The organism is Pseudomonas hunanensis, assembly GCF_013393325.1.
GTDB classification, from domain to species: Bacteria; Pseudomonadota; Gammaproteobacteria; order Pseudomonadales; family Pseudomonadaceae; genus Aquipseudomonas; species Aquipseudomonas putida_P.
Map to the genome: position 1 here is coordinate 50,977 of NZ_QJRC01000065.1, position 21,379 is coordinate 72,355.

Annotated in this window: 22 protein-coding genes; 16 read left to right on the top strand and 6 right to left on the bottom strand. The window is 62.4% G+C overall.

Annotated elements, in window-relative coordinates; all coding sequences use genetic code 11:
* Positions 1 to 13 precede the first annotated feature (13 nt).
* From DM807_RS02270 to pdeM, 5 genes are all read left to right on the top strand, one after another.
* Positions 14 to 1,030, top strand: a complete 1,017-nt coding sequence (locus tag DM807_RS02270) for a ligase-associated DNA damage response exonuclease (protein WP_012273864.1) — start codon at positions 14 to 16, stop codon at positions 1,028 to 1,030.
* Entirely contained in the window at positions 1,027 to 2,685 is a 1,659-nt protein-coding gene (locus tag DM807_RS02275) for an ATP-dependent DNA ligase (protein ID WP_012273865.1), read from the top strand. Before DM807_RS02270 ends, DM807_RS02275 begins: the two co-directional genes overlap by 4 nt.
* A 116-nt stretch (positions 2,686 to 2,801) precedes the next feature.
* Complete coding sequence (locus DM807_RS02280; RefSeq protein WP_012273866.1) at positions 2,802 to 3,917, top strand: succinylglutamate desuccinylase/aspartoacylase family protein; 1,116 nt, start codon at positions 2,802 to 2,804, stop codon at positions 3,915 to 3,917.
* A 66-nt stretch (positions 3,918 to 3,983) separates the two neighbouring features.
* Positions 3,984 to 6,434, top strand: coding sequence for a ligase-associated DNA damage response DEXH box helicase (locus tag DM807_RS02285; protein ID WP_179027013.1), 2,451 nt, complete (start codon positions 3,984 to 3,986; stop codon positions 6,432 to 6,434).
* Positions 6,431 to 7,081, top strand: coding sequence for a ligase-associated DNA damage response endonuclease PdeM (pdeM, locus tag DM807_RS02290; protein ID WP_060514053.1), 651 nt, complete (start codon positions 6,431 to 6,433; stop codon positions 7,079 to 7,081). Before DM807_RS02285 ends, pdeM begins: the two co-directional genes overlap by 4 nt.
* A gap of 6 nt (positions 7,082 to 7,087) precedes the next feature.
* On the opposite strand, the gene DM807_RS02295 is transcribed toward pdeM, so the two are convergent.
* Positions 7,088 to 7,315, bottom strand: coding sequence for a hypothetical protein (locus tag DM807_RS02295; RefSeq protein ID WP_003254918.1), 228 nt, complete (start codon positions 7,313 to 7,315; stop codon positions 7,088 to 7,090).
* 94 nt (positions 7,316 to 7,409) lie between these two features.
* The gene (gene dcd, locus DM807_RS02300; protein ID WP_003258001.1) at positions 7,410 to 7,976 is read right to left on the bottom strand and encodes a dCTP deaminase; all 567 of its coding nucleotides are present in this window, start codon (positions 7,974 to 7,976) and stop codon (positions 7,410 to 7,412) included.
* A 327-nt stretch (positions 7,977 to 8,303) separates the two neighbouring features.
* On the opposite strand from dcd, the gene DM807_RS02305 reads away from it, so the two are divergent.
* On the top strand, positions 8,304 to 8,513 hold the full coding sequence (locus DM807_RS02305) for a cold-shock protein (protein ID WP_012273869.1): 210 nt from the start codon (positions 8,304 to 8,306) through the stop codon (positions 8,511 to 8,513).
* A gap of 130 nt (positions 8,514 to 8,643) precedes the next feature.
* On the opposite strand, the gene apbC is transcribed toward DM807_RS02305, so the two are convergent.
* On the bottom strand, positions 8,644 to 9,738 hold the full coding sequence (gene apbC / locus DM807_RS02310; protein ID WP_179027014.1) for an iron-sulfur cluster carrier protein ApbC: 1,095 nt from the start codon (positions 9,736 to 9,738) through the stop codon (positions 8,644 to 8,646).
* Positions 9,739 to 9,896: 158 nt separating this feature from the next.
* On the opposite strand from apbC, the gene metG reads away from it, so the two are divergent.
* The 7 genes from metG to DM807_RS02345 all read left to right on the top strand — a co-directional run bounded on the left by metG (position 9,897) and on the right by DM807_RS02345 (position 15,581).
* The gene (metG, locus tag DM807_RS02315) at positions 9,897 to 11,936 is read left to right on the top strand and encodes a methionine--tRNA ligase (RefSeq protein WP_179027015.1); all 2,040 of its coding nucleotides are present in this window, start codon (positions 9,897 to 9,899) and stop codon (positions 11,934 to 11,936) included.
* 88 nt (positions 11,937 to 12,024) lie between these two features.
* The gene (locus DM807_RS02320) at positions 12,025 to 12,570 is read left to right on the top strand and encodes an Rnf-Nqr domain containing protein (protein ID WP_179027016.1); all 546 of its coding nucleotides are present in this window, start codon (positions 12,025 to 12,027) and stop codon (positions 12,568 to 12,570) included.
* On the top strand, positions 12,567 to 13,541 hold the full coding sequence (locus DM807_RS02325) for an RnfABCDGE type electron transport complex subunit D (protein ID WP_012273873.1): 975 nt from the start codon (positions 12,567 to 12,569) through the stop codon (positions 13,539 to 13,541). The genes DM807_RS02320 and DM807_RS02325 overlap by 4 nt, the downstream gene beginning before the upstream one ends.
* The gene (locus DM807_RS02330) at positions 13,538 to 14,140 is read left to right on the top strand and encodes an RnfABCDGE type electron transport complex subunit G (RefSeq protein WP_179027017.1); all 603 of its coding nucleotides are present in this window, start codon (positions 13,538 to 13,540) and stop codon (positions 14,138 to 14,140) included. The genes DM807_RS02325 and DM807_RS02330 overlap by 4 nt, the downstream gene beginning before the upstream one ends.
* A complete protein-coding gene (locus tag DM807_RS02335) occupies positions 14,133 to 14,657 on the top strand; it encodes a hypothetical protein (RefSeq protein ID WP_012273875.1) in 525 nt (174 codons plus the stop codon). The genes DM807_RS02330 and DM807_RS02335 overlap by 8 nt, the downstream gene beginning before the upstream one ends.
* Positions 14,658 to 14,661: 4 nt before the next feature.
* Positions 14,662 to 15,300, top strand: coding sequence for an endonuclease III (gene nth, locus DM807_RS02340; RefSeq protein WP_012273876.1), 639 nt, complete (start codon positions 14,662 to 14,664; stop codon positions 15,298 to 15,300).
* Positions 15,301 to 15,404: 104 nt separating this feature from the next.
* Complete coding sequence (locus tag DM807_RS02345; protein ID WP_012273877.1) at positions 15,405 to 15,581, top strand: PA3496 family putative envelope integrity protein; 177 nt, start codon at positions 15,405 to 15,407, stop codon at positions 15,579 to 15,581.
* A gap of 51 nt (positions 15,582 to 15,632) precedes the next feature.
* Here the strand turns inward: DM807_RS02345 and DM807_RS02350 are convergent, their stop codons facing one another.
* Positions 15,633 to 16,256, bottom strand: a complete 624-nt coding sequence (locus DM807_RS02350) for a response regulator transcription factor (RefSeq protein WP_012273878.1) — start codon at positions 16,254 to 16,256, stop codon at positions 15,633 to 15,635.
* 366 nt (positions 16,257 to 16,622) lie between these two features.
* Here DM807_RS02350 and DM807_RS02355 point away from each other — a divergent pair, with 366 nt between their 5' ends.
* Entirely contained in the window at positions 16,623 to 17,114 is a 492-nt protein-coding gene (locus DM807_RS02355; RefSeq protein WP_060493330.1) for a hypothetical protein, read from the top strand.
* A gap of 62 nt (positions 17,115 to 17,176) precedes the next feature.
* Here the strand turns inward: DM807_RS02355 and DM807_RS02360 are convergent, their stop codons facing one another.
* Both DM807_RS02360 and DM807_RS02365 read right to left on the bottom strand, forming a co-directional pair.
* Complete coding sequence (locus tag DM807_RS02360) at positions 17,177 to 18,394, bottom strand: argininosuccinate synthase (protein WP_060493331.1); 1,218 nt, start codon at positions 18,392 to 18,394, stop codon at positions 17,177 to 17,179.
* Between the two features lie 156 nt (positions 18,395 to 18,550).
* Entirely contained in the window at positions 18,551 to 19,477 is a 927-nt protein-coding gene (locus DM807_RS02365) for a flagellar protein MotY (protein WP_060493332.1), read from the bottom strand.
* A gap of 130 nt (positions 19,478 to 19,607) precedes the next feature.
* Here DM807_RS02365 and pyrC point away from each other — a divergent pair, with 130 nt between their 5' ends.
* Complete coding sequence (gene pyrC / locus DM807_RS02370) at positions 19,608 to 20,654, top strand: dihydroorotase (RefSeq protein WP_179027018.1); 1,047 nt, start codon at positions 19,608 to 19,610, stop codon at positions 20,652 to 20,654.
* 59 nt (positions 20,655 to 20,713) lie between these two features.
* Entirely contained in the window at positions 20,714 to 21,325 is a 612-nt protein-coding gene (rnt, locus tag DM807_RS02375; protein WP_225917480.1) for a ribonuclease T, read from the top strand.
* Positions 21,326 to 21,379 lie beyond the last annotated feature (54 nt).

Sequence of the window (21,379 nt, forward strand, 5' to 3'; positions counted from 1 at the left end):
GTGCACATAGCCCATGGACCTTGTCATCGCCCGCCCCGAAGGCCTGTACTGCCCGCCCGGCGATTTCTACATCGACCCTTGGCGGCCCGTGGACCGAGCCGTGATCACCCATGGCCACGGTGACCATGCGCGCACCGGTAATGGCCATTATCTGACCGCCAGCCCTGGTGCCGGTATTCTGCGCAGTCGTCTGGGCCTGGATATCGATTTGCAGACACTGCCCTACGGCGAACGCCTGCTGCACCACGGGGTAACCCTGAGCCTGCACCCGGCCGGGCACGTGCTGGGCTCGGCACAGGTGCGCCTGGAGTATCAGGGTGAAGTCTGGGTTGCATCCGGTGACTACAAGGTAGAGCCCGACGGCACCTGCACCCCGTTCGAACCGGTGGCGTGCCACACCTTCATCACCGAATCGACCTTCGGTCTGCCGATCTACCGCTGGCCCAGGCAAAGCGAAATCTTTGCAGGCATCAATGCCTGGTGGCTGGCCAATCGCGAACAGGGCAAGGCCAGCGTGCTGTTCTGCTATGCCTTCGGCAAGGCCCAGCGGATTCTCCATGGGCTGAATGCCAGCATCGGCCCGATTCTTGTGCATGGCGCCATCGAGCCGCTCAACCGGGTATACCGGGACGCCGGTGTCCACCTGCCGGAAACGCGCTATGCAGGCGATATCCCACGCAACGACCCACTGCTGCGCCAGGCACTGGTGCTGGCCCCGCCGTCAGCCAGCGGCAGCAGCTGGATGCGCCGTTTCGGCGATTACAGCGACGCCTTCGCCAGCGGCTGGATGCTGCTACGCGGTACCCGCAGGCGGCGCGGCGTGGACCGGGGTTTCGTGCTGTCCGACCACGCCGACTGGCCCGGCCTGCTCTGGGCCATTGGCCAGACCGGCGCCGAGCGGGTGATGGTCACCCACGGCTCGGTCAACGTCCTGGTGCGCTACCTCAACGAACAAGGCCTGGATGCCCGCGCCTTCGTCACCGAGTATGGCGACGAGGACGACGTGCCGAACACCGGGCCTTCGCCATGAAAGCCTTTGCTATGTTGTACCTGCGCCTGGACGCGACTACCTCCAGCAACGCCAAGCTTGAGGCACTGCGCGACTACTTCGGCACAGCCCCCGCTAACGACGCCGCCTGGGCAGTGTACTTTCTGGCCGGGGGGCGCCCACGTCAGCTGGTGCCCACCCGCCTTTTGCGTGAAATGGCCACGGCCCTGGCCGGCCTGCCGGACTGGCTGTTCGAAGAAAGCTATCAGGCGGTGGGCGACTTGGCCGAGACCATTTCGCTGCTGTTACCGCAGCACATCGATGGCAGCGAGGAAGGCCTGGCCACTTGGGTAGAGCAGCACTTGCTGCCCCTGCGCGGGCTGCCACCCGAGCATATCCGGCAGCGCTTGCCGGCGCTCTGGGCGCAGCTGGATCGCCCCAGCCTGATGGTGTGCCTGAAGCTGATCACCGGGAGTTTTCGCGTGGGCGTGTCGAAGCTGCTGGTCACCCGCGCCATGGCGCAACTGGCCGGGCTGGACGCCAAACGCGTAGCCCAGCGCCTGGTCGGTTACACCGACATCAGCCATCGCCCCACGGCGGCCGACTACCAGCAACTGATCGCTCCAGAGACCGCCGATGAGCACAGCCAGCGTGGTGGGCAACCCTACCCCTTCTTCCTGGCCCACCCGCTGCAAGCCTCCACCGACCAGTTCGATACCCTGCTCGGCCCCCCAAGCGACTGGCAAATCGAGTGGAAGTGGGACGGCATTCGCGCCCAGGTGGTCAAGCGCGAGGGCCAGTTGTGGGTCTGGTCGCGCGGTGAGGAACTGGTTACCGAGCGGTTCCCAGAACTGCACAGCCTGGCGCAGACATTGCCCGATGGCGTTGTGCTCGACGGTGAGATTCTGGTTTGGAAGCCTGGTGATACAGGGGCTGAACTGGCCGTGCAGCCTTTCGCCTTGCTACAGCAGCGCATCGGCCGCAAAACGCTGGGCAAAAAAATGCTGCACGACGCGCCGGTGGTGCTGCAGGCCTACGACCTGTTGGAGTGGCAAGGCGAAGACTGGCGCAGCCGACCGCAGCACGAACGCCGTAGCCAACTGGAGCGATTGGTCGATGAGTACCCGCTTGCCCCCGTGCTGCTGTCGCCGCTGCTGACAGGCCCGGACTGGGCCGACTTTGCCCACCAGCGCGAGCTGTCGCGCAGCCTGGGTGTCGAGGGCCTGATGCTCAAGCAGCGCGAAGCCCTCTACGGCGTGGGGCGCACCAAGGATATGGGCACCTGGTGGAAGTGGAAGATCGACCCGTTCAGCGTCGATGCCGTGCTGATCTATGCCCAGCGTGGGCATGGGCGACGGGCCAGCCTGTACAGCGACTACACCTTTGCCGTGTGGGACGCCCCGGCTGGCACGCCAGGGCGGGTGCTGGTGCCCTTTGCCAAGGCCTATTCGGGGCTCACTGACGAAGAGATGCGCAAGGTCGATACCATCATTCGCAAGACCACGGTGGAAACCTTTGGCCCGGTGCGCAGTGTGACGCCAACGCTGGTGTTCGAGCTGGGCTTCGAAGGCATCGCCCTGTCTCGACGCCACAAAAGCGGTATTGCCGTGCGCTTTCCGCGCATGCTGCGCTGGCGGCTGGACAAGCCGGTGGATGAGGCAGATGACTTGGCGACCTTGCAGGCGCTACTGGCCTGAAGAGGCCAGTGCGGTAATCAGGGCTACACGGATGGAGGCGAAAGGCTGAAAACTATGCTTCTATCTGTGTGCCGACCCGTGTCGCAGACCGTTTTCGCCACGCAGCCAGGACCACCATGCACCATTCAACCCACGACCTGCTCTCACCCGTTCCGGGCATCACCCGCCAACTGCACAGCTTTCACTTCGGCCCCCGCGGTGGCGGCAAGGTCTATGTCCAGGCCTCGCTGCACGCCGACGAACTACCAGGCATGCTGGTGGCCTGGCACCTCAAGCGTCGCCTAACCGAACTGGAACAGCAAGGTCGACTGCAGCGCGAGATCATCCTGGTGCCGGTGGCCAACCCGGTCGGCCTGGAGCAAGTGTTGCTGGATGCGCCGCTGGGGCGTTTCGAGCTGCAAAGCGGCGAGAACTTCAACCGCAACTTCGTCGACCTGTCAGACAGCATCGGCGACCAGATCGAAGAGCACCTGACCCAGGACTCGGCTCACAACCTCGCACTGATCCGCGAATACCTGCGCCGCGGGCTGGACGCGCACCCAGCCCGTACACCGCTGCAAGCCCAGCGCCTGATCCTGCAGCGCCTGGCCTGCGATGCCGAGATGGTGCTGGACCTGCACTGCGACTTCGAGGCAGTCGAGCACCTGTACACCACACCAGACGCCTGGCCGCAAATCGAGCCGTTGGCCCGCTACCTGGGCGCCCAGGCCAGCCTGCTGGCCACCGATTCGGGCGGGCAGTCTTTCGACGAATGCTTCAGCCTGGTCTGGTGGCAGTTGCAGCAGCGCTTCGGCAAGCGCTTCCCGATCCCGCTGGGCTGCTGCTCGGTAACCGTCGAACTGCGTGGCCAAGCCGATGTCAGCCATGACCTGGCCAGCAAGGATTGCCAGGCGATAATCGACTTTCTGACCCACGCGGGTGTTATCGAGGGCGCCAGCCCGCCTTTGCCGGCCTTGCTCAACCCCGCCACGCCGCTGGCCGCTGTCGAGCCGGTGTCGACGCCACTGGGCGGCTTGCTGGTGTATCACGCCAAACCAGGACAGCACCTGGAAGCCGGCCAGTTGATCGCAGAAATCATCGACCCCCTAAGCGACCGGGTGACCGCCATACGCAACAGCCAGCCGGGCCTGCTGTACGCCCGTAGCGTGCGGCGCATGGCAACGGCTGGCATGGTCATCGCCCATGTGGCCGGCGAGCAGGTGTGCCGCAGCGGCTATCTGCTGGGCAACTGATTCGGTAAAACCATTGCCCTTGGCGGGTGGTCTGTAGAAGCACGACCTTCGACGGACCACTGCCTTATGCCCGCCGCCATCGACCTTGCCAATGCCTGGTTCGCCAAACGCGGCTGGAAGCCGTTCGCTTTCCAGCGACGCGTCTGGGCAGCCGTCGAGCGCGGCCAGTCTGGCCTATTGCATGCCAGTACCGGCGCCGGCAAGACCTACGCCGTGTGGCTCGCCGCGCTTCGCGCGTTCAAGCCCCAGCCCCAAGGCAGCCAACCGGTGCCATTGCAGGTGCTGTGGGTCACGCCCATGCGGGCCTTGGCCGCTGACACTGCGCGCGCCTTGCAGGCGCCATTGGATGAACTTGAACTGCCTTGGCGCGTGGGGGTACGCAGCGGCGACACCGGCAGCGCCGAGCGCGCCCGGCAAGCGCGGCGCCTGCCAAGCGTGCTGGTCACCACACCCGAAAGCCTGACCTTGCTGCTGATCCGGGCACAGGCGCGCGAAGACTTCGCTACGCTGCGCCTGGTGGTGGTGGATGAATGGCACGAACTGCTGGGCAACAAACGCGGGGTACAACTGCAACTGGCCCTGGCCCACCTGCGCCAGTGGCACCCCGACCTGCCCACTTGGGGCCTCTCGGCCACCCTCGGCAACCTGCAACATGCGCTGGAGGTACTGCTGCCGCAAGGCGGCCTGCTGGTACAGGGCCGCCAGGACAAGGCGCTACAGGTCGATACCTTGCTGCCAACAGCCATCGAGCGCTTCCCCTGGGCGGGGCACATGGGCCTGAAGATGCTCGACCAGGTCAGCCACGAGATAGACGCCAGTGCCAGCTGCTTGGTGTTCACCAACACCCGTGCACAGGCCGAACTTTGGTACCAGGCCCTGCTTGAAGCCCGCCCCGACTGGGCCGGGCTGATTGCCTTGCACCATGCCTCACTGGCCCGAGAAACCCGCGACTGGGTCGAGCGCAGCCTCAAGCAAGGCAGCCTGAAAGCCGTGGTCTGTACTTCCAGCCTGGACCTGGGTGTGGACTTTCTGCCAGTGGAGCGGGTGTTGCAGATTGGCTCGGCCAAGGGCATTGCCCGCCTGATGCAGCGTGCCGGGCGCTCAGGGCATGCGCCGGGACGGCGCTCGCGGGTCACCCTGGTGCCTACCCACAGCCTGGAGCTGGTGGAGGCAGCGGCGGCGCGCAAGGCACTGCTTGCCGGTCACATCGAAGCCCGCTTCTCACCACGCCTGAGCATGGACGTGCTGGTCCAGCACCTGGTCAGCATGGCCCTGGGCAGTGGCTTTCGTCCCGAGCAACTGCTGGCTGAAGTGCGCAGCACCTGGGCCTTTCGCGAGTTGCGCGACAGCCAGTGGCAATGGGCGCTGGACTTCGTCTGTCATGGCGGCAACTCGCTCAGCGCCTACCCGGACTACCAGCGCGTCGAGCGCCACGCCGACGGTGTTTACCGGGTCGCCAGCGAACGTCTGGCACGACGCCATCGCATGGGTATCGGCACCATCGTCAGCGACGCCAACCTGCAACTCAAGTACTGGGGCAAGGGTAGCGCGGGCAAGACGCTTGGTAGTGTCGAGGAAGCCTTCATTGCCCGCCTGCGCCCCGGCGACTCGCTGGTGTTTGCCGGGCGGGTGCTGGAGCTGGTGCGCGTGGAAAACATGACGGCCTATGTGCGTCGCAGCACGGCGCGCAAGGCTGCGGTGGCGCGCTGGAATGGCGGGCGCATGCCGCTCTCGAGCGAATTGGCCGACGCGCTGGTCGAACAGCTCGATGCTGCAGCCCATGAACGCTTTGATGGCCCGGAGATGCGCGCAGTGCGCCCGCTGCTGGCGCTGCAGGCACGATGGTCGGCCTTGCCCACCACCGGCACACTGCTGGCCGAGACCTTCAAGTCACGCCAGGGCTGGCATCTGTTCCTGTACCCCTTTGCCGGGCGCATGGCCAACCTGGGCCTGGCCAACCTGATTGCCTGGCGGGTCAGCCGCGTGCAACCGCTATCGGTATCGATTGCCGTCAATGACTATGGGTTCGAACTGCTCAGCCCTGCCCTAGTGGACTGGGCGAGTGACTTGCCGCTGGCGCTGAGCACCGATCACCTGCTGGAAGATGTGCTGGCCAGCCTGAATGCCGGGGAAATGGCTCTGCGGCGCTTTCGTGAGATTGCCCAGATCGCCGGGCTGGTGTTTGGCGGCTACCCAGCGGCGCAGAAGAGCACCCGGCAGATCCAGGCTTCCAGTGGGCTGTTCTATGAAGTGTTTCGCAAACACGATACAGGGAACCTGCTGCTTGGCCAGGCGCAGGATGAGGTGTTGAGCGAGGAGCTGGAGATCGAACGACTGCGTCGGCAGTTGCTGAAAATGGGTGAGTTGCGACTGGACCTGCGCGCGTTGAGGCGGCCAGGGCCGCTGGCGTTTGCGTTGTTGGTGGAAGGCATGCGCGAGACATTGAGCACCGAGAAGCTGGCGGATCGGATTGCGCGCATGGTGGCGGAACTGGAACAAGCGGCGGTTGGAGGATGAACTACCAACCCATCGAACACTGTGGCCAGTCGCTCTGGCTGCTCCCCGACAAGGCCATCTACTGGCCTGCCCGCCGCGCCCTGCTGGTGGCCGACGTCCACATCGGCAAGGCCGCCAGCTATCGCGCCCTGCATCAACCGGTGCCACGCGGTACCACCCAGGCGACACTTGCCCGGTTGGACGCCTTGTTGGCAGCACATGACTGCGAACAGCTGATCGTTCTTGGCGACTTCCTCCATGCACGCACAGCTCGAGCACCAGCGACGCTGGCCAGGTTACAGCTGTGGCGGGAACGGCATGCACACCTGAAAATCGTGCTGATACGCGGCAATCATGATCGCAATGCCGGCGATCCGCCGGCTTCGTTGCATATTCAAACCGAGGACGAGCCCTGGCTACTGGAACCGTTTGCGCTACGGCACGAGCCTCAGCCCCACCCAACGCACCCGGTGTTGGCGGGCCATGTGCATCCGGCGTTCGTCTTGCGCGGCAAGGCCCGGCAACGCCTGCGCCTGCCTTGCTTCCTGATCGATGCACACGTCAGCCTGCTGCCGGCATTCGGTGAGTTCACCGGGGGCTGGGAAATCACGCCAGCCGATACCAGCCGGGTATACCTGGCTGGCGCGGGACGCATCTGGCCGTTGTGACAGCACTCAGGCCACAGGGGCTGGTGGCGGTTCGTCCGGCAAGGTCGGCTCGCCCGGCTCCATGGGGGGTGTTTCACCCGGTTCCGGCGGTTGCGGGGTATCGGGGTCAGGCTGGTGGGGCACGCCCCCCGCCTGCATGGGCAGCGGGTGCGCCAGCAGTGACCAGGGCAACAACCCCACGTGATTGGGCTGCAGGCCTGCCAGCTTGGCACTGATTGCGGGATGGAGTTTCATTGGCTGCTCCTGACGAAAGCCGATGCACATCATGCGCACCGGCATTACTGCGTTGGAGTGCCAAAGGCGCGGGTAATTCCCCGCGCTTGTCGGCTCAGGTACGCGGCAAGGTGACGCCGCGCTGGCCCTGGTATTTGCCGCCACGGTCCTTGTACGACACCTCGCATTCTTCGTCGGACTGCAGGAACAGCATCTGCGCTACGCCTTCGTTGGCGTAGATCTTCGCCGGCAACGTGGTGGTGTTGGAGAACTCCAGCGTCACGTGGCCTTCCCACTCAGGCTCGAGCGGGGTGACGTTGACGATGATGCCGCAACGGGCGTACGTGCTCTTGCCCAGGCAGATGGTCAGCACGTCACGCGGAATGCGGAAATACTCGACAGTGCGCGCCAGGGCGAACGAGTTCGGCGGAATGATGCACACGTCGCTCTTGATGTCGACGAAGCTGCCGGCGTCGAAGTTTTTCGGGTCGACGGTGGCCGAGTTGATGTTGGTGAACACCTTGAATTCGTCGGCGCAGCGTACGTCGTAACCGTAGCTGGAGACCCCGAAAGAAATCACTCGACTGTCCTGTTCGCCGCGCACCTGGCGCTCGACGAACGGTTCGATCATGCCGTGTTCCTGCGCCATGCGGCGAATCCACTTGTCCGATTTGATGCTCATGGCGGGGTGTCCTGAAGAGTTGCGTGTTGAAAATCGTGATGCGCATCTTACCGGTCCCGGCGCCCAGGTTAAAGTTCCATGCCTCATCCCGCGCCGGGCGGGGGCTACAGCCGCCGTCGATCCGAATTTGCGTAAAGCGCCCTCTGACCATTGGCAGGTTGCGGAAAGTGGGGTAAGGTGGCGCCACTGTGCTGCACGTGACACCGAGAATCTCTAGTTTGATGCACGATCCTGATCGGCCCATCGCTGAATTTTCTGCTCTCTTTGCGCTCAGTCCCGGGCAGGGTTTTTCCTGACCGTTATCAAATTGTCCAAGGAGACAGAAAAATGTCCAACCGTCAAAACGGTACCGTTAAGTGGTTCAACGATGAGAAAGGCTACGGCTTCATCACCCCTCAGTCGGGCGACGACCTGTTCGTGCACTTCAAAGCCATCCAAGCTGACGGCTTCAAAACCCTGAAAGAAGGCCAGGCTGTTACTTTCGTCGCTACCCGCGGCCAGAAAGGCATGCAGGCTGAAGAAGTTCAGATCGCCTAAGTCGATCTCGCTTCCTAGCTTTCAAAAAAACCCGCCTCTGGCGGGTTTTTTTATGCCTGACATAAAGGCTATACCTGCACATGCGGGAGCGGCCTTGTGTCGCTAAACGGCCGCTCCAACAGGAAGTGCGTCAGTCTTCGCTGATGGTAATGCTCGGCATCGCCGGTGCCGCTGCTTCCTGCAGCACGATCCGCGCGCCCACCTGGCGAGCCAGCTCCTGATAGACCATGGCAATCTGGCTTTCCGGCTCGGCGATCGCCGTCGGTTTGCCGCTGTCGGCCTGCTCGCGGATCAGCATCGACAACGGCAGCGATGCCAACAGGTCGACGCCATACTGGCTGGCCAACTTCTCGCCACCGCCTTCACCGAACAGGTGCTCGGCATGGCCGCAGTTCGAACAGATGTGCACAGCCATGTTCTCGACCACACCCAGCACCGGGATGTTGACCTTGCGGAACATCTCCACGCCCTTCTTGGCATCCAGCAACGCCAGGTCCTGCGGGGTGGTAACGATCACGGAACCGGCCACCGGTACCTTTTGCGCCAGGGTCAGCTGGATATCACCGGTGCCCGGCGGCATGTCGATCACCAGGTAATCCAGGTCATCCCAGGCGGTCTGGGTCACCAGTTGCAGCAGCGCGCCGGAGACCATCGGGCCACGCCATACCATCGGTGTATTGTCGTCGGTGAGGAAGGCCATGGACATGACTTCCACGCCATGGGCCTTGATCGGCACGAACCACTTCTGCTCGCGAATCTGCGGGCGGGTGCCCTCGGCGATACCGAACATCACACCCTGGCTGGGGCCGTAGATATCGGCATCGAGAATACCTACCCGCGCACCTTCGCGGGCCAGGGCCAAGGCCAGGTTGGCCGCCGTGGTCGACTTGCCCACACCGCCCTTGCCCGACGCCACAGCGATGATGTTCTTGACGTTGGCCATGGCCGGCACCTGGGCCTGGGCCTTGTGCGCAGCCACTACGCAGTCGATCGACACCTGGGCGCCGCTGACGCCCTCAAGGTTGCCGATGGCGATTTGCAGCACCTGGGCCCAACCGTTCTTGAACAGCCCGGCGGCATAGCCCAATTGCAACTGCACGCTGACCTGCCCGCCCTGGATATCGATGGCACGCACGCAGCCGGCGCTGACCGGGTCCTGGTTCAGGTAGGGGTCGGTGTACTGGCGAAGCACGCCTTCGACGGCGGCACGGGTGACGGCACTCATGGAGACTCCCATTGGCAAACTGAATGTAAAACAGGCGCCTATCCTAACCCGTCAATCGTCAGCAGATGCGCTTGCGGGGTGAAATATCTTCGCCAGCCCTTTATAGTGGCCGATCACCCTCATTTTTACCCCGTAGCCAGATAAGTAGCCGAGCCACCATGTCCGAGCCACGTCAGATTCTCGTCACCAGCGCCCTGCCCTATGCCAATGGATCGATCCATCTAGGCCATATGCTCGAGTACATCCAGACAGACATGTGGGTCCGCTTCCAGAAAATGCGCGGCAACCAGTGTATCTACGTCTGCGCCGATGACGCCCACGGCTCCGCCATCATGCTGCGTGCCGAGAAAGAAGGCATCACACCGGAGCAGCTGATCGCCAATGTCCAGGCCGAGCACAGCAGCGACTTCGCCGACTTCCTGGTGGACTTCGACAACTTCCACTCGACCCACAGCGAAGAAAACCGCGAGCTGTCGAGCCTGATCTACACGCGCCTGCGTGAAGCCGGGCACATCGCCACCCGTTCGGTGACCCAGTACTTCGACCCGGAAAAGGGTATGTTCCTGGCCGACCGCTTCATCAAGGGCACCTGCCCCAAGTGCGCGGCCGAAGACCAGTATGGCGACAACTGCGAAAAATGCGGCGCCACCTACGCACCCACCGAACTGAAAAACCCCAAGTCGGCGATCTCCGGTGCCACACCGGTACTGCGTGACTCCCAGCACTTCTTCTTCAAGCTGCCCGACTTCCAGGCCATGCTGCAGCAGTGGACCCGCAGCGGCACCCTGCAGGACGCGGTAGCCAACAAGCTGGCCGAATGGCTGGACTCCGGCCTGCAGGAGTGGGATATCTCCCGCGATGCGCCGTACTTCGGCTTCGAAATACCGGGCGAGCCGGGCAAGTACTTCTACGTTTGGCTGGATGCGCCAATCGGCTACATGGCCAGCTTCAAGAACCTCTGTGCGCGCCGCCCGGAGCTGGACTTCGACGCCTTCTGGAGCGAAGGCTCCAAGGCCGAGCTGTACCACTTCATCGGCAAGGACATCGTCAACTTCCACGCCCTGTTCTGGCCTGCCATGCTCGAAGGCGCGGGCTTTCGCAAGCCGACCGCGGTCAACGTGCACGGCTACCTGACCGTCAACGGCGCCAAGATGTCCAAGTCGCGCGGCACCTTCATCAAGGCCCGTACCTACCTTGACCACCTGCAGCCGGAATACCTGCGTTACTACTACGCGGCCAAGCTGGGCCGTGGCGTCGACGACCTGGACTTGAACCTGGAAGACTTCGTGCAGAAGGTCAACTCCGACCTGGTCGGCAAGGTGGTCAACATTGCCAGCCGCTGCGCAGGTTTCATCCACAAGGGCAACGAAGGTGTGATGGTAAGCGGTGATGCCGCGCCTGAGCTGACCGAAGCCTTCCTGACGGCCGCACCCTCCATCGCCGAAGCCTATGAAGCCCGTGATTTTGGCCGCGCCATGCGCGAAATCATGGCGCTGGCCGACCGCGCCAACGCCTGGATCGCCGACAAGGCCCCGTGGTCGCTGGCCAAACAGGAAGGCAAGCAGGATGAAGTACAGGCCATCTGCGCCCAAGGCATCAACCTGTTCCGTCAGTTGGTGATCTTCCTCAAGCCGGTACTGCCGGCGCTGGCCGCCGACGCCGAGGCGTTCCTCAACGTTGCCCCGTTGACCTGGAGCGACCACCTGTCGCGCCTGGAAAACCACAAACTGAACCCGTTCAAGGCCCTGATGAGCCGTATCGAGCCGGCCAAGGTCGAAGCCATGGTCGCAGCCAGCAAGGAAGACCTGCTGGCTACGCAAGCCAAGGCACCAGCGGGCAATGGCGAGCTGACCAAGGACCCGTTGTCAGCGGAGATCGAGTTCGATACCTTCGCGGCAGTCGACCTGCGCGTGGCGCTGATCGTCAAGGCCGAAGCCGTGGCAGGTGCCGACAAGTTGCTGCAACTGACCCTGGACATCGGTGACGAGCGCCGCAACGTGTTCTCCGGCATCAAGTCGGCCTACCCAGACCCGTCCAAGCTGGAAGGCCGCCTGACCATGATGGTGGCCAACCTCAAGCCACGGAAGATGCGCTTTGGCGTGTCCGAGGGCATGGTCATGGCTGCCGGCCCTGGCGGTGAAGAAATCTACCTGCTGAGCCCGGACAGCGGCGCCAAGCCAGGCCAGCGCATCAAGTAACCCCTCTGCCCCGGCCCTCGTGCCGGGGCAGTTCTTTCTGTACCTCGATTGCCGGCCGTCCCTCCCGATTCCCGGCTATCTTCATCTCATGAATGACTACATCCTGGTCCTGATAAGCGCCGCGCTGGTCAATCACCTGTGCCTCCTGCAACAGCCTTTCTCCAGGCCGCATCTGCATGTACACGGGCTGGCTGGTGCGCTGTGCATCGCCTTGGGCGTGATCGGCGCACAGCTGCTGCGCGGGGTACTTGCCCCGCTGCACATCCATGATCTTGCTCTGTTCCTGTTGTTGCCCTGGCTGGCACTGCTTGCCTGGGGCCTGCCCTGGCTAATGGCCAAGTGGCGCCCGGCCTGGCCCGTAGTGGGGTTACCAGCGCTGCTGTCGAGCAATGCCCTGGCGCTGGGGCTGGGCCTGCAGCAGGCAAGCGACGACAGCCCCTGGTCAGCCACGCTGCTGCAAGCCTTGCTGGCAGGAGGAGGCTTTTGGCTGGCGCTGATGGTGTTCAGTGATCTGCGCCAACGCAGTGCCCATGCCGACATCCCTGGCGTACTGCGCGGCCTGCCCATCGAATTGATCGGCGCCGGGGTAATGGCCATGGCGTTTTCCGGTTTCAACGGAATGTTCGGCCAATGATCAACAGTCCCGACCCGCGGCTACGTACCAGCATGGGCCTGGTCTTGCTGGCCTGCTTGCCCGGCCTTCTGACGCTGTTATGGCTGCATGGCTGGGGCATGCTGCTGAACCTGTTGCTGTGTGCCAGTGCGGCACTCCTGTGCGAAGCGGCGCTGCTGGCGTTGCGCGGCCAATCACCCAGCACGGCGCTAAACGATGGCAGTGCACTGGTGACCGCCGTGCTGCTGGCCGCCGCCCTGCCCACGCTCGCCCCGTGGTGGCTGCCGGTGATCGCGGCAAGTGCTGCCATCGGCATCGGCAAGCAGGCCTTTGGTGGGGTTGGGCGAAATCTGTTCAACCCGGCCATGGTCGGATATGCCTTTGTGCTCCTGAGTTTTCCGTTGCAGATGAACCATTGGCCAGGGCCGGCCCCGGGCTTGCTCGACAGCCTGCAGCAAGTGTTCGCCGGGGGCGATCAGGTCGATGCCTGGGCCCGGCCAACCCTGCTCGACGGCTTGCGCCACAACCGCAGCCTGACCATCGACGAGCTGTTTGCCAGCCATCCGGGCTTCGGCAGCATTGGCGGTGCAGGAAGCGAATGGGTCAACCTGGCATTCCTGCTCGGTGGCCTGTTCTTGTTGCAGCGCAAGGTAATCAGCTGGCATGCGCCGGCGGGCTTGCTGGCAGGGCTGTTCGTATTCAGTTTATTGGGCTGGAACGGTTCGGGATCGGACTCCAATGGTTCGCCCTTGCTGCACCTGTTCTCCGGCTCGACCATGCTGGCAGCCTTCTTCATTGCCACCGAGCCAGTTTCCGGCCCCAGGAACGAATGGGCCAGGCTGTGCTTCGGCCTGGGAACAGGGCTGCTCATCTACCTGATTCGTACCTGGGGCAGCTACCCGGATGGCACTGCGTTCGCCATCTTGCTGATGAACCTTGTGGCGCCGACGCTCGAGCGCCTGGCCACGCAGCGCCAGCAGGCTACCCGATGAAGCGCCTGGCACATGATGTGGGCCTGCTGTTGCTGACTGGCGTATTGGCAGTGTCTGCCACTTTCGCGTGGCGGCATTGGACCGGCCCAGCCATCACCAGCGCCGAGAAGCAACTGCAAAGCCGCCAACGCCTGGCAGTGCTGCCCGAGGGCAGTTTTGACAACCAGCCACTGGACAACCCGCTACCGAGGCCCGCCGCACAGCGGCCCAACAGTCACATCCTGGCGGCTTACCGTGCCACGCTGGCGGGCAAGCCAAGCGCTATTATCGTGGTCACGCAAACCCAAGGCTATGCCGGGCCGATTGTGCTGAGTGTTGCCATCGCCACAGACGGCCGGCTGATCGGCAGCCAGGTGGTCGAACAACAGGAAAGCCCTGGGCTGGGGGCACGCGTAGGCGACCCGCAACTGCACTGGCTGGGGCAGTTCGAAAACCGCCAATTGAACGACCACTGGGCGCTGAAGCGGGACCACGGCGACTTTGACCAATTGGCCGGCGCGACCGTGACCTCGCGGGCAGTGATCGCCGCATTGCAGGAGGCGCTGAGCTATTTTGACGAGCAGCGCAGCGTACTGCTGGAGAACGCCACGCATGAATAGATTCTGCCTGCTGGCCGTAAGCCTGGTGCCCATGCTGGGCGCCACCCGCACCCTGACCGAGGGCGCCACCATCGGCTTGTGTGCGGTAGTGATGGGGGGCATGCACCAACTGTTGCTGGCACCGTTGCGTCCGCGTCTGGCCAGCTGGGCCTACGCGCTGGCCAGCCTTCTGTTGCTGGCCGCCTTGGCCTGCTGCCTGCAAATGGCGCTGCTTGCCTGGTCGCTGCCTTTGGCACTGGCGCTCGGCTTCTATCCCGCCTTGTTGTGCCTGCAGTGTTTGGCCTGCGACCTCCTGCTGCCGGACCAACAGCGCTGGCGCGTACTCGCCGTGCACCTCGGCGCGGTGTTTGCCAGCTGCCTGCTGCTTGGCGCCAGCCGCCAATGGCTGGCCAATTTTGCCGACCTGCACCTGGCCAGCCTGGCCCCCGGCGCCCTGCTACTGCTCGGACTGCTGCTGGCCTTGTACAATCGCTTGCGTCCGGGCTCAGCCCACCCACGTCGTCAAGGAAAGCTCTGATTTCATGAATGCCGCCAAACGCCTGGAGATTTTTCGCAGGCTGCACGAAGACAACCCCGACCCGAAGACCGAACTGGCCTACACCACCCCGTTCGAACTGCTGGTCGCCGTGACGCTGTCCGCGCAATCCACCGACGTCGGCGTCAACAAGGCCACAGCGCGCCTGTTCCCCGTCGCCAACACCCCCGAGGCCATCTATGCCCTGGGCGTTGAAGGGCTTAGCGAGTACATCAAGACCATCGGGCTTTACAACAGCAAGGCCAAGAATGTCATAGAAGCCTGCCGGCTTCTGATCGAGCGCCACGGCAGCGAGGTACCGCAAACCCGTGAAGCGCTGGAGGCGCTGCCTGGCGTGGGCCGCAAGACCGCCAACGTGGTCCTCAACACCGCATTCCGTCAACCGACCATGGCAGTGGATACCCATATCTATCGGGTGAGTAACCGCACGGGAATTGCGCCAGGCAAAACGGTGCTGGAAGTGGAAAAGAAACTGGTCAAGTTCGTACCAAAAGATTACCTGCTAGACGCCCACCACTGGCTGATTCTGCACGGACGTTATGTGTGCCAGGCGCGCAAGCCAAGGTGCGGCAGTTGCAGGATCGAAGATTTGTGCGAGTACAAGCACAAAACCTCCGACGATTGAGCCGATAGCTAGAAACCACGCTTGACGATTGAAAAAATCTTTTTTACCAGCGTCTGCTTTCTGGTTATAAGGACGGCCAATGGCCCCTTGGCTTGGAGCGACTCATGAGTACCGACAAAGACGACCTGTCGATCGAAGATGATTTTGTTGCCGCAGACGATGACGCGGAGCCCCAGGTAGAAACCGCAAAGACCAACCTGAGCAAACGCCGCACCATCGACAACATGCTGGAAGAACGGCGCCTGCAAAAGCAGCTGGCCGATTTCGACTACGACCTGTAGGACATGCAGCCCTGGCAAAGCCTCCTGGCGGGAGGCTTCCAGGCCTGGCGATCAGCTAAGACCTTGCCGTTGCGCCAGCTCGATCAGGTCTACCAGCGAGCGCGCATTGAGCTTGAGCAATAGCCGCGACTTGTAGGTACTAACCGTCTTGTTGCTGAGGTACATGCTGTCGGCAATTTCCTTGTTCGAACGCCCCCGCGCCAGTTGCTGCAGCACCGTCATTTCACGCGCCGAAAGGCGATTGACCATATCCGCCTCGCTAGCTGCGCCCCTGCCACGTGACGCATGCAACGCCTGGTTGGGGAAATAGCTGTAACCCGACAACACGGCCTTGATGGCGCTAAGCAGCTCGGTAAGCTCCTGCTGCTTGCACACGTAACCTGCCGCCCCCGCCTGCATGCAACGCATCGAAAAATTGCCGGGGGCCTGCGACGTCAGCACGAGTACCTTACTGCCCGGGCTGAAGGTGGCCATGCGGGCGATCACCTCCAGGCCATCCAGTTTCGGTATACCGATATCCAGCACCACGATATCCGGCAGGTGTTGCCGAGTCAGCTGCAGCGCAGCCACCCCATTGTCGGTCTCCGCCACAACGTCATACCCATGCCGCTCCATCAGCATGCGTACGGCCAGGCGTATGACCGGGTGATCATCCACGATAAGCACTTTATTCATGCGATATCCATTCATTGTTATTGCTTTGGCACGCCAAGATAACCGACAGGGCGCTTGCTGGCGCGGTGATTTCCCGGCGAAACTCATGGACAGACAAAACTTACAACGCTTACAGAAATTTCCTACACATCACGACTATGACTGTAACAAGCAAATACCTTGTCACCTGGATTGAAGGTATCACCCACCTGCAAAAACCCACCAGTTGAAAACTGAGCTTAAGCCGAAGAAACGCCAGCGCAAACATGTTGAAAAAGCAAAGCAACGATGCGTAATGGCGATTATTCCGCACTCGGAAAACACTCCTGTCTTTAGTTGAGTACCCGTGTGAGGTAAAGATGGGCGAAACCGCAGGAGACGGCCCACATGCCCCAAGCTCAACCTGTCGCCCCGCTGACGATCATTGCCATCTTCGCGGGGATTATCGAAGCCTCCGCACTTGCCACATTGCCGTTTCTTAGCGAATCCAGCCAGAAGCTCTACACCTGGTTCCTGGTAGGCTTTCCATTCTTTCTGACGGCACTGTTTTTTCTGACGCTCAACTTCAATTACAAGTCGTTCTACAGCCCTTCACCCAACAGATCCACACACGACAATACGCCAGCGCCGAACAGTGTGGCCACACCCGCCATGGCCGATGATAAACATGAAGTGGTTCAGGGCGAACCGGTCACATTCATGTTCTCCGGCCCGGACGCCTATCGTTTGATGGAGCAACAACTCTTGCATGCACTTGCCCAACCGCCCGTGCCAACGCGAACCTGGCGCTTTTACAACCTGGAAAAACGCCAGTGTGCGCAACTGTCGATCAGTGCACTTGAGGACGATGTTGCGAACCACTCCAGCTCAATGCCTTGAATATTCTTCGCGCATAAAAAAACCCCAGCCTGAGCCGGGGTTTTTATTGCACAAGCCAGCAATCAGAGCAGCGAACGGCCCTTGTTGGCAGCAATGCGCATACGCAGCGCGTTGAGCTTGATGAAGCCGGCAGCGTCCGCCTGGTTGTAGGCGCCGCCATCTTCTTCGAAGGTGGCGATGTTGGCATCGAACAGCGAATCGTCCGACTTGCGGCCAACCACGGTGACATTGCCCTTGTACAGTTTCAGGCGCACAACGCCATTCACGTTGACCTGCGAAGCGTCGATCATCTGCTGCAGCATCAGACGCTCCGGGCTCCACCAGTAGCCGGTGTAAATCAGGCTGGCGTATTTCGGCATCAGCTCATCTTTCAGGTGAGCAACTTCGCGGTCCAGCGTGATCGACTCGATGGCACGGTGGGCCTTGAGCATGATGGTGCCGCCAGGGGTTTCGTAGCAGCCACGCGACTTCATGCCGACGTAACGGTTCTCGACGATGTCCAGACGGCCGATGCCGTTGGCACCACCAATACGGTTCAGGTCGGCCAGCACGGTGGCCGGGGATTTCTCGACGCCGTCGATGGCAACGATGTCACCGTTGCGGTAGGTCAGCTCGATGTAGGTAGCCTGGTCTGGGGCGTTTTCGGGCGAGACGCTCCAGCGCCACATCTCTTCTTCGTGCTCGGTCCAGGTATCTTCCAGGACACCGCCTTCGTAGGAGATGTGCAACAGGTTGGCGTCCATCGAGTACGGCGACTTCTTCTTGCCGTGACGCTCGATCGGGATGCCGTGCTTTTCGGCGTAGTCCATCAGTTTCTCGCGGGACAGCAGGTCCCACTCGCGCCATGGAGCGATGACCTTGACGCCTGGCTTCAGCGCATAGGCACCCAGCTCGAAACGTACCTGGTCGTTGCCTTTGCCGGTGGCGCCATGGGAAATGGCGTCAGCACCGGTTGCATTGGCGATTTCGATCAAGCGCTTGGCGATCAGCGGACGGGCGATGGAAGTACCCAGCAGGTACTCGCCTTCGTAGACGGTGTTGGCGCGGAACATCGGGAATACGAAATCACGCACGAACTCTTCGCGCAGATCGTCGATGTAGATCTCTTTAACGCCCATTGCCTGGGCCTTGGCACGGGCCGGCTCGACCTCTTCGCCCTGACCCAGGTCAGCGGTGAAGGTCACCACTTCGCAGTTATAGGTATCCTGCAGCCACTTGAGAATCACCGAAGTATCAAGGCCGCCGGAATACGCCAGTACGACCTTTTTTACGTCCGCCATGCCATCACTCCACGGGGTTGTACGGAAAGGCATCGATTCTAACGGCCTTGCGCACAAATTTACAGTGGGGCGACAGCTTCTGACGACAAAGCGACAGGAACTTTCGCAAGGGCGACGGCGCCTGTAGCAGCGATCAATTCCCGACAGGCGCGCAGATTACTTGGCAGCTGGCGCTAATGCAGTTGGTTCAGGGGCTTTTTCGGCAGGTTTCTCCACCGGTTTCACAACTACCGTAACCCGATCCAGCTCGATATTCACCCGTCGATTACGCGCCCGGTTGGCAGCACTGTTGTTCTTCACCAATGGGTATTGCTCACCATGGAAGCGCACGATGATCTGTTCTTCCGCCACGCCATGGGCTTTGAAGTAATCGGCCACCGCGAGCGCGCGCCGGCGTGACAGGTCACGGTTTGTCAGCCGGTTGCCACTGTTGTCAGAGTGGCCGTCAAGCTCGATGTGGTTCACCGTCGGGTCGGCTTTCATGTAATCCAGGATCACATCCAGCCGTGCACGCGCCGACGCATCCAGCTCGGTGCCGCCCCCCGGGAAGCCTACCTGGGTCTGGCGAACCTGGTCGAAGTTCATCGGCAGCAACTTGCCGGCACAGGCTTGGTAGTCGCTGTAGGCCTTGGCGAAGCTGACCGGCAGCACGCGCACCTCCATTGGCCTGCCGGCCTCACCGGCGTAATTGCGCACCACTGTGCTGCGCCCGTCGAGAAGACCGTTTATCAGGCGGCTGGCCTGGCCCTGGGACGAACTGAACAGCACACCGGTACGGGCCATGCGCACACTGCCCAGGTTGATATCACCACGTCCAGGCTGCCATGGCGCCGCCGCCGCCAGCAGGCTGGCGGTACCTGCCCCCAGTACGTTGCTGTCCGAACGCAGCTGGAACACTGGCTGCTCACCTGCCCGGCGCACGAACTCTCCGCTGCCGAAACCTTCGATCGGCTGGATCAGGCGGCATTCGAACTGATCACCCTCGACCTTCCAGGCGATGTTCTCCATGCGCGTCTGGAAAGTCAGTGCGCCGGCCGGCAGGCTGGCGAACAGGGTCAACAGGGCTAGGTAACGCTGGCGCACGGGCGGCTCCACAAATTCTGACGGCTTACCTGCAGGCTATCGGACGCCGCCCGGAAAACTTGATAGCCGTGCTCGCCCCAGGGTTTTCCGGTACGATTGGGGCTTGAGTTCGACCCGCCTGGAATCCCCAATGTCCGATCGCCTGACCCTCCTGCGCCCCGACGACTGGCACATCCATCTGCGCGATGGTGCCGTCCTGCCCCACACCGTTGGCGATGTGGCGCGTACCTTCGCCCGTGCCATCATCATGCCCAACCTGGTTCCGCCGGTGCGCAATGCCGCCGAGGCTGGCGCCTACCGTGAGCGCATCCTGGCCGCCCGCCCGGCTGGCAGCCGCTTCGAGCCACTGATGGTGCTGTACCTCACCGACCGCACCAGCCCTGAGGACGTGCGTGCGGCCAAGGCCAGCGGCATCGTGTACGCGGCCAAACTGTACCCGGCCGGCGCCACCACCAATTCCGATTCAGGCGTGACCAGCATCGACAACATCTTCCCCGCCATCGAGGCGCTGGCGGAAGTCGGCATGCCACTGCTGGTGCACGGCGAAGTGACCCGCAGCGAGATCGACGTGTTCGACCGCGAAAAGCGCTTCATCGATGAGCATATGCGCCGTGTGGTCGAGCGTTTCCCAACGCTGAAAGTGGTTTTCGAACACATTACCACCAGCGATGCCGCGCAGTTCGTCACCGAGGCCCCGGCCAACGTTGGTGCGACCATCACCGCCCAGCACCTGCTTTACAACCGCAACCACATGCTGGTCGGCGGCATTCGCCCGCACTTCTACTGCCTGCCGATTCTCAAGCGCAACACCCACCAGGTGGCGTTGCTGGACGCGGCTACCAGCGGTAACCCGAAGTTCTTCCTCGGCACCGACTCGGCACCTCACGCCCGTCATGCCAAGGAAGCCGCCTGCGGGTGTGCCGGTTGCTACACCGCCTATGCGGCCATCGAGATGTACGCCGAAGCGTTCGAGCAACGTAAGGCACTGGACAAGCTGGAAGGCTTCGCCAGCCTGCACGGTCCGGCCTTCTACGGCCTGCCGGCAAACACCGACACCATTACGCTGGTCCGCGAAGAATGGACAGCCCCAGACAGCCTGCCTTTTGGCGAGCAAACCGTAGTCCCGCTGCGCGCCGGTGAAAAACTGCGCTGGCGCCTGCTGGAGGAAAACGCGTGAGCGAAGACCTCTACGAAGACGACCTGGACGCCCAAGGCAGCAGTGGCTCGCGTCACCCGATGGCCGAGCGCTTCCGTGGCTACTTGCCAGTAGTGGTGGACGTTGAAACGGGTGGTTTCAACAGCGCTACCGACGCTCTGCTGGAAATTGCCGCCGTCACCATCGGCATGGACGAGAAGGGTTTCCTGTTCCCCGAGCACACCTATTTCCATCGGGTGGAACCGTTCGAGGGCGCCAATATCGAGGCGGCCGCGCTGGAATTCACCGGCATCAAGCTGGACCACCCACTGCGCATGGCGGTCAGCGAAGAAAGCGCGCTGACCGACATCTTCCGTGGCGTGCGCAAGGCGCTCAAGGCCAATGGCTGCAAACGGGCGATTCTGGTTGGCCACAACAGCAGTTTCGACCTCGGCTTCCTCAATGCGGCAGTGGCGCGCAATGACCTGAAGCGTAACCCATTCCACCCGTTCTCCAGCTTTGACACCGCCACACTGGCAGGCTTGGCGTATGGCCAGACGGTACTGGCGCGGGCTTGCCAGAGCGCCGACATCGACTTCGACGGGCGTGAAGCGCACTCGGCGCGTTACGACACCGAGAAGACGGCCGAGCTGTTCTGCGGCATCGTCAACCGCTGGAAGGAAATGGGCGGCTGGCGTGATTTCAACGATTGATCTGAAATCCAGGGGCCGCTTTGCGGCCCTTTCGCGACACAAGGCCGCTCCTAC

Coding starts and splice junctions, on each gene's coding strand:
- DM807_RS02270 (WP_012273864.1), top strand. CDS start 14: ATGGACCTTGTCATCGCCCGCCCCGAAGGCCTGTACTGCCCGCCCGGC.
- DM807_RS02275 (WP_012273865.1), top strand. CDS start 1,027: ATGAAAGCCTTTGCTATGTTGTACCTGCGCCTGGACGCGACTACCTCC.
- DM807_RS02280 (WP_012273866.1), top strand. CDS start 2,802: ATGCACCATTCAACCCACGACCTGCTCTCACCCGTTCCGGGCATCACC.
- DM807_RS02285 (WP_179027013.1), top strand. CDS start 3,984: ATGCCCGCCGCCATCGACCTTGCCAATGCCTGGTTCGCCAAACGCGGC.
- pdeM (WP_060514053.1), top strand. CDS start 6,431: ATGAACTACCAACCCATCGAACACTGTGGCCAGTCGCTCTGGCTGCTC.
- DM807_RS02295 (WP_003254918.1), bottom strand. CDS start 7,315: ATGAAACTCCATCCCGCAATCAGTGCCAAGCTGGCAGGCCTGCAGCCC.
- dcd (WP_003258001.1), bottom strand. CDS start 7,976: ATGAGCATCAAATCGGACAAGTGGATTCGCCGCATGGCGCAGGAACAC.
- DM807_RS02305 (WP_012273869.1), top strand. CDS start 8,304: ATGTCCAACCGTCAAAACGGTACCGTTAAGTGGTTCAACGATGAGAAA.
- apbC (WP_179027014.1), bottom strand. CDS start 9,738: ATGAGTGCCGTCACCCGTGCCGCCGTCGAAGGCGTGCTTCGCCAGTAC.
- metG (WP_179027015.1), top strand. CDS start 9,897: ATGTCCGAGCCACGTCAGATTCTCGTCACCAGCGCCCTGCCCTATGCC.
- DM807_RS02320 (WP_179027016.1), top strand. CDS start 12,025: ATGAATGACTACATCCTGGTCCTGATAAGCGCCGCGCTGGTCAATCAC.
- DM807_RS02325 (WP_012273873.1), top strand. CDS start 12,567: ATGATCAACAGTCCCGACCCGCGGCTACGTACCAGCATGGGCCTGGTC.
- DM807_RS02330 (WP_179027017.1), top strand. CDS start 13,538: ATGAAGCGCCTGGCACATGATGTGGGCCTGCTGTTGCTGACTGGCGTA.
- DM807_RS02335 (WP_012273875.1), top strand. CDS start 14,133: ATGAATAGATTCTGCCTGCTGGCCGTAAGCCTGGTGCCCATGCTGGGC.
- nth (WP_012273876.1), top strand. CDS start 14,662: ATGAATGCCGCCAAACGCCTGGAGATTTTTCGCAGGCTGCACGAAGAC.
- DM807_RS02345 (WP_012273877.1), top strand. CDS start 15,405: ATGAGTACCGACAAAGACGACCTGTCGATCGAAGATGATTTTGTTGCC.
- DM807_RS02350 (WP_012273878.1), bottom strand. CDS start 16,256: ATGAATAAAGTGCTTATCGTGGATGATCACCCGGTCATACGCCTGGCC.
- DM807_RS02355 (WP_060493330.1), top strand. CDS start 16,623: ATGCCCCAAGCTCAACCTGTCGCCCCGCTGACGATCATTGCCATCTTC.
- DM807_RS02360 (WP_060493331.1), bottom strand. CDS start 18,394: ATGGCGGACGTAAAAAAGGTCGTACTGGCGTATTCCGGCGGCCTTGAT.
- pyrC (WP_179027018.1), top strand. CDS start 19,608: ATGTCCGATCGCCTGACCCTCCTGCGCCCCGACGACTGGCACATCCAT.
- rnt (WP_225917480.1), top strand. CDS start 20,714: ATGGCCGAGCGCTTCCGTGGCTACTTGCCAGTAGTGGTGGACGTTGAA.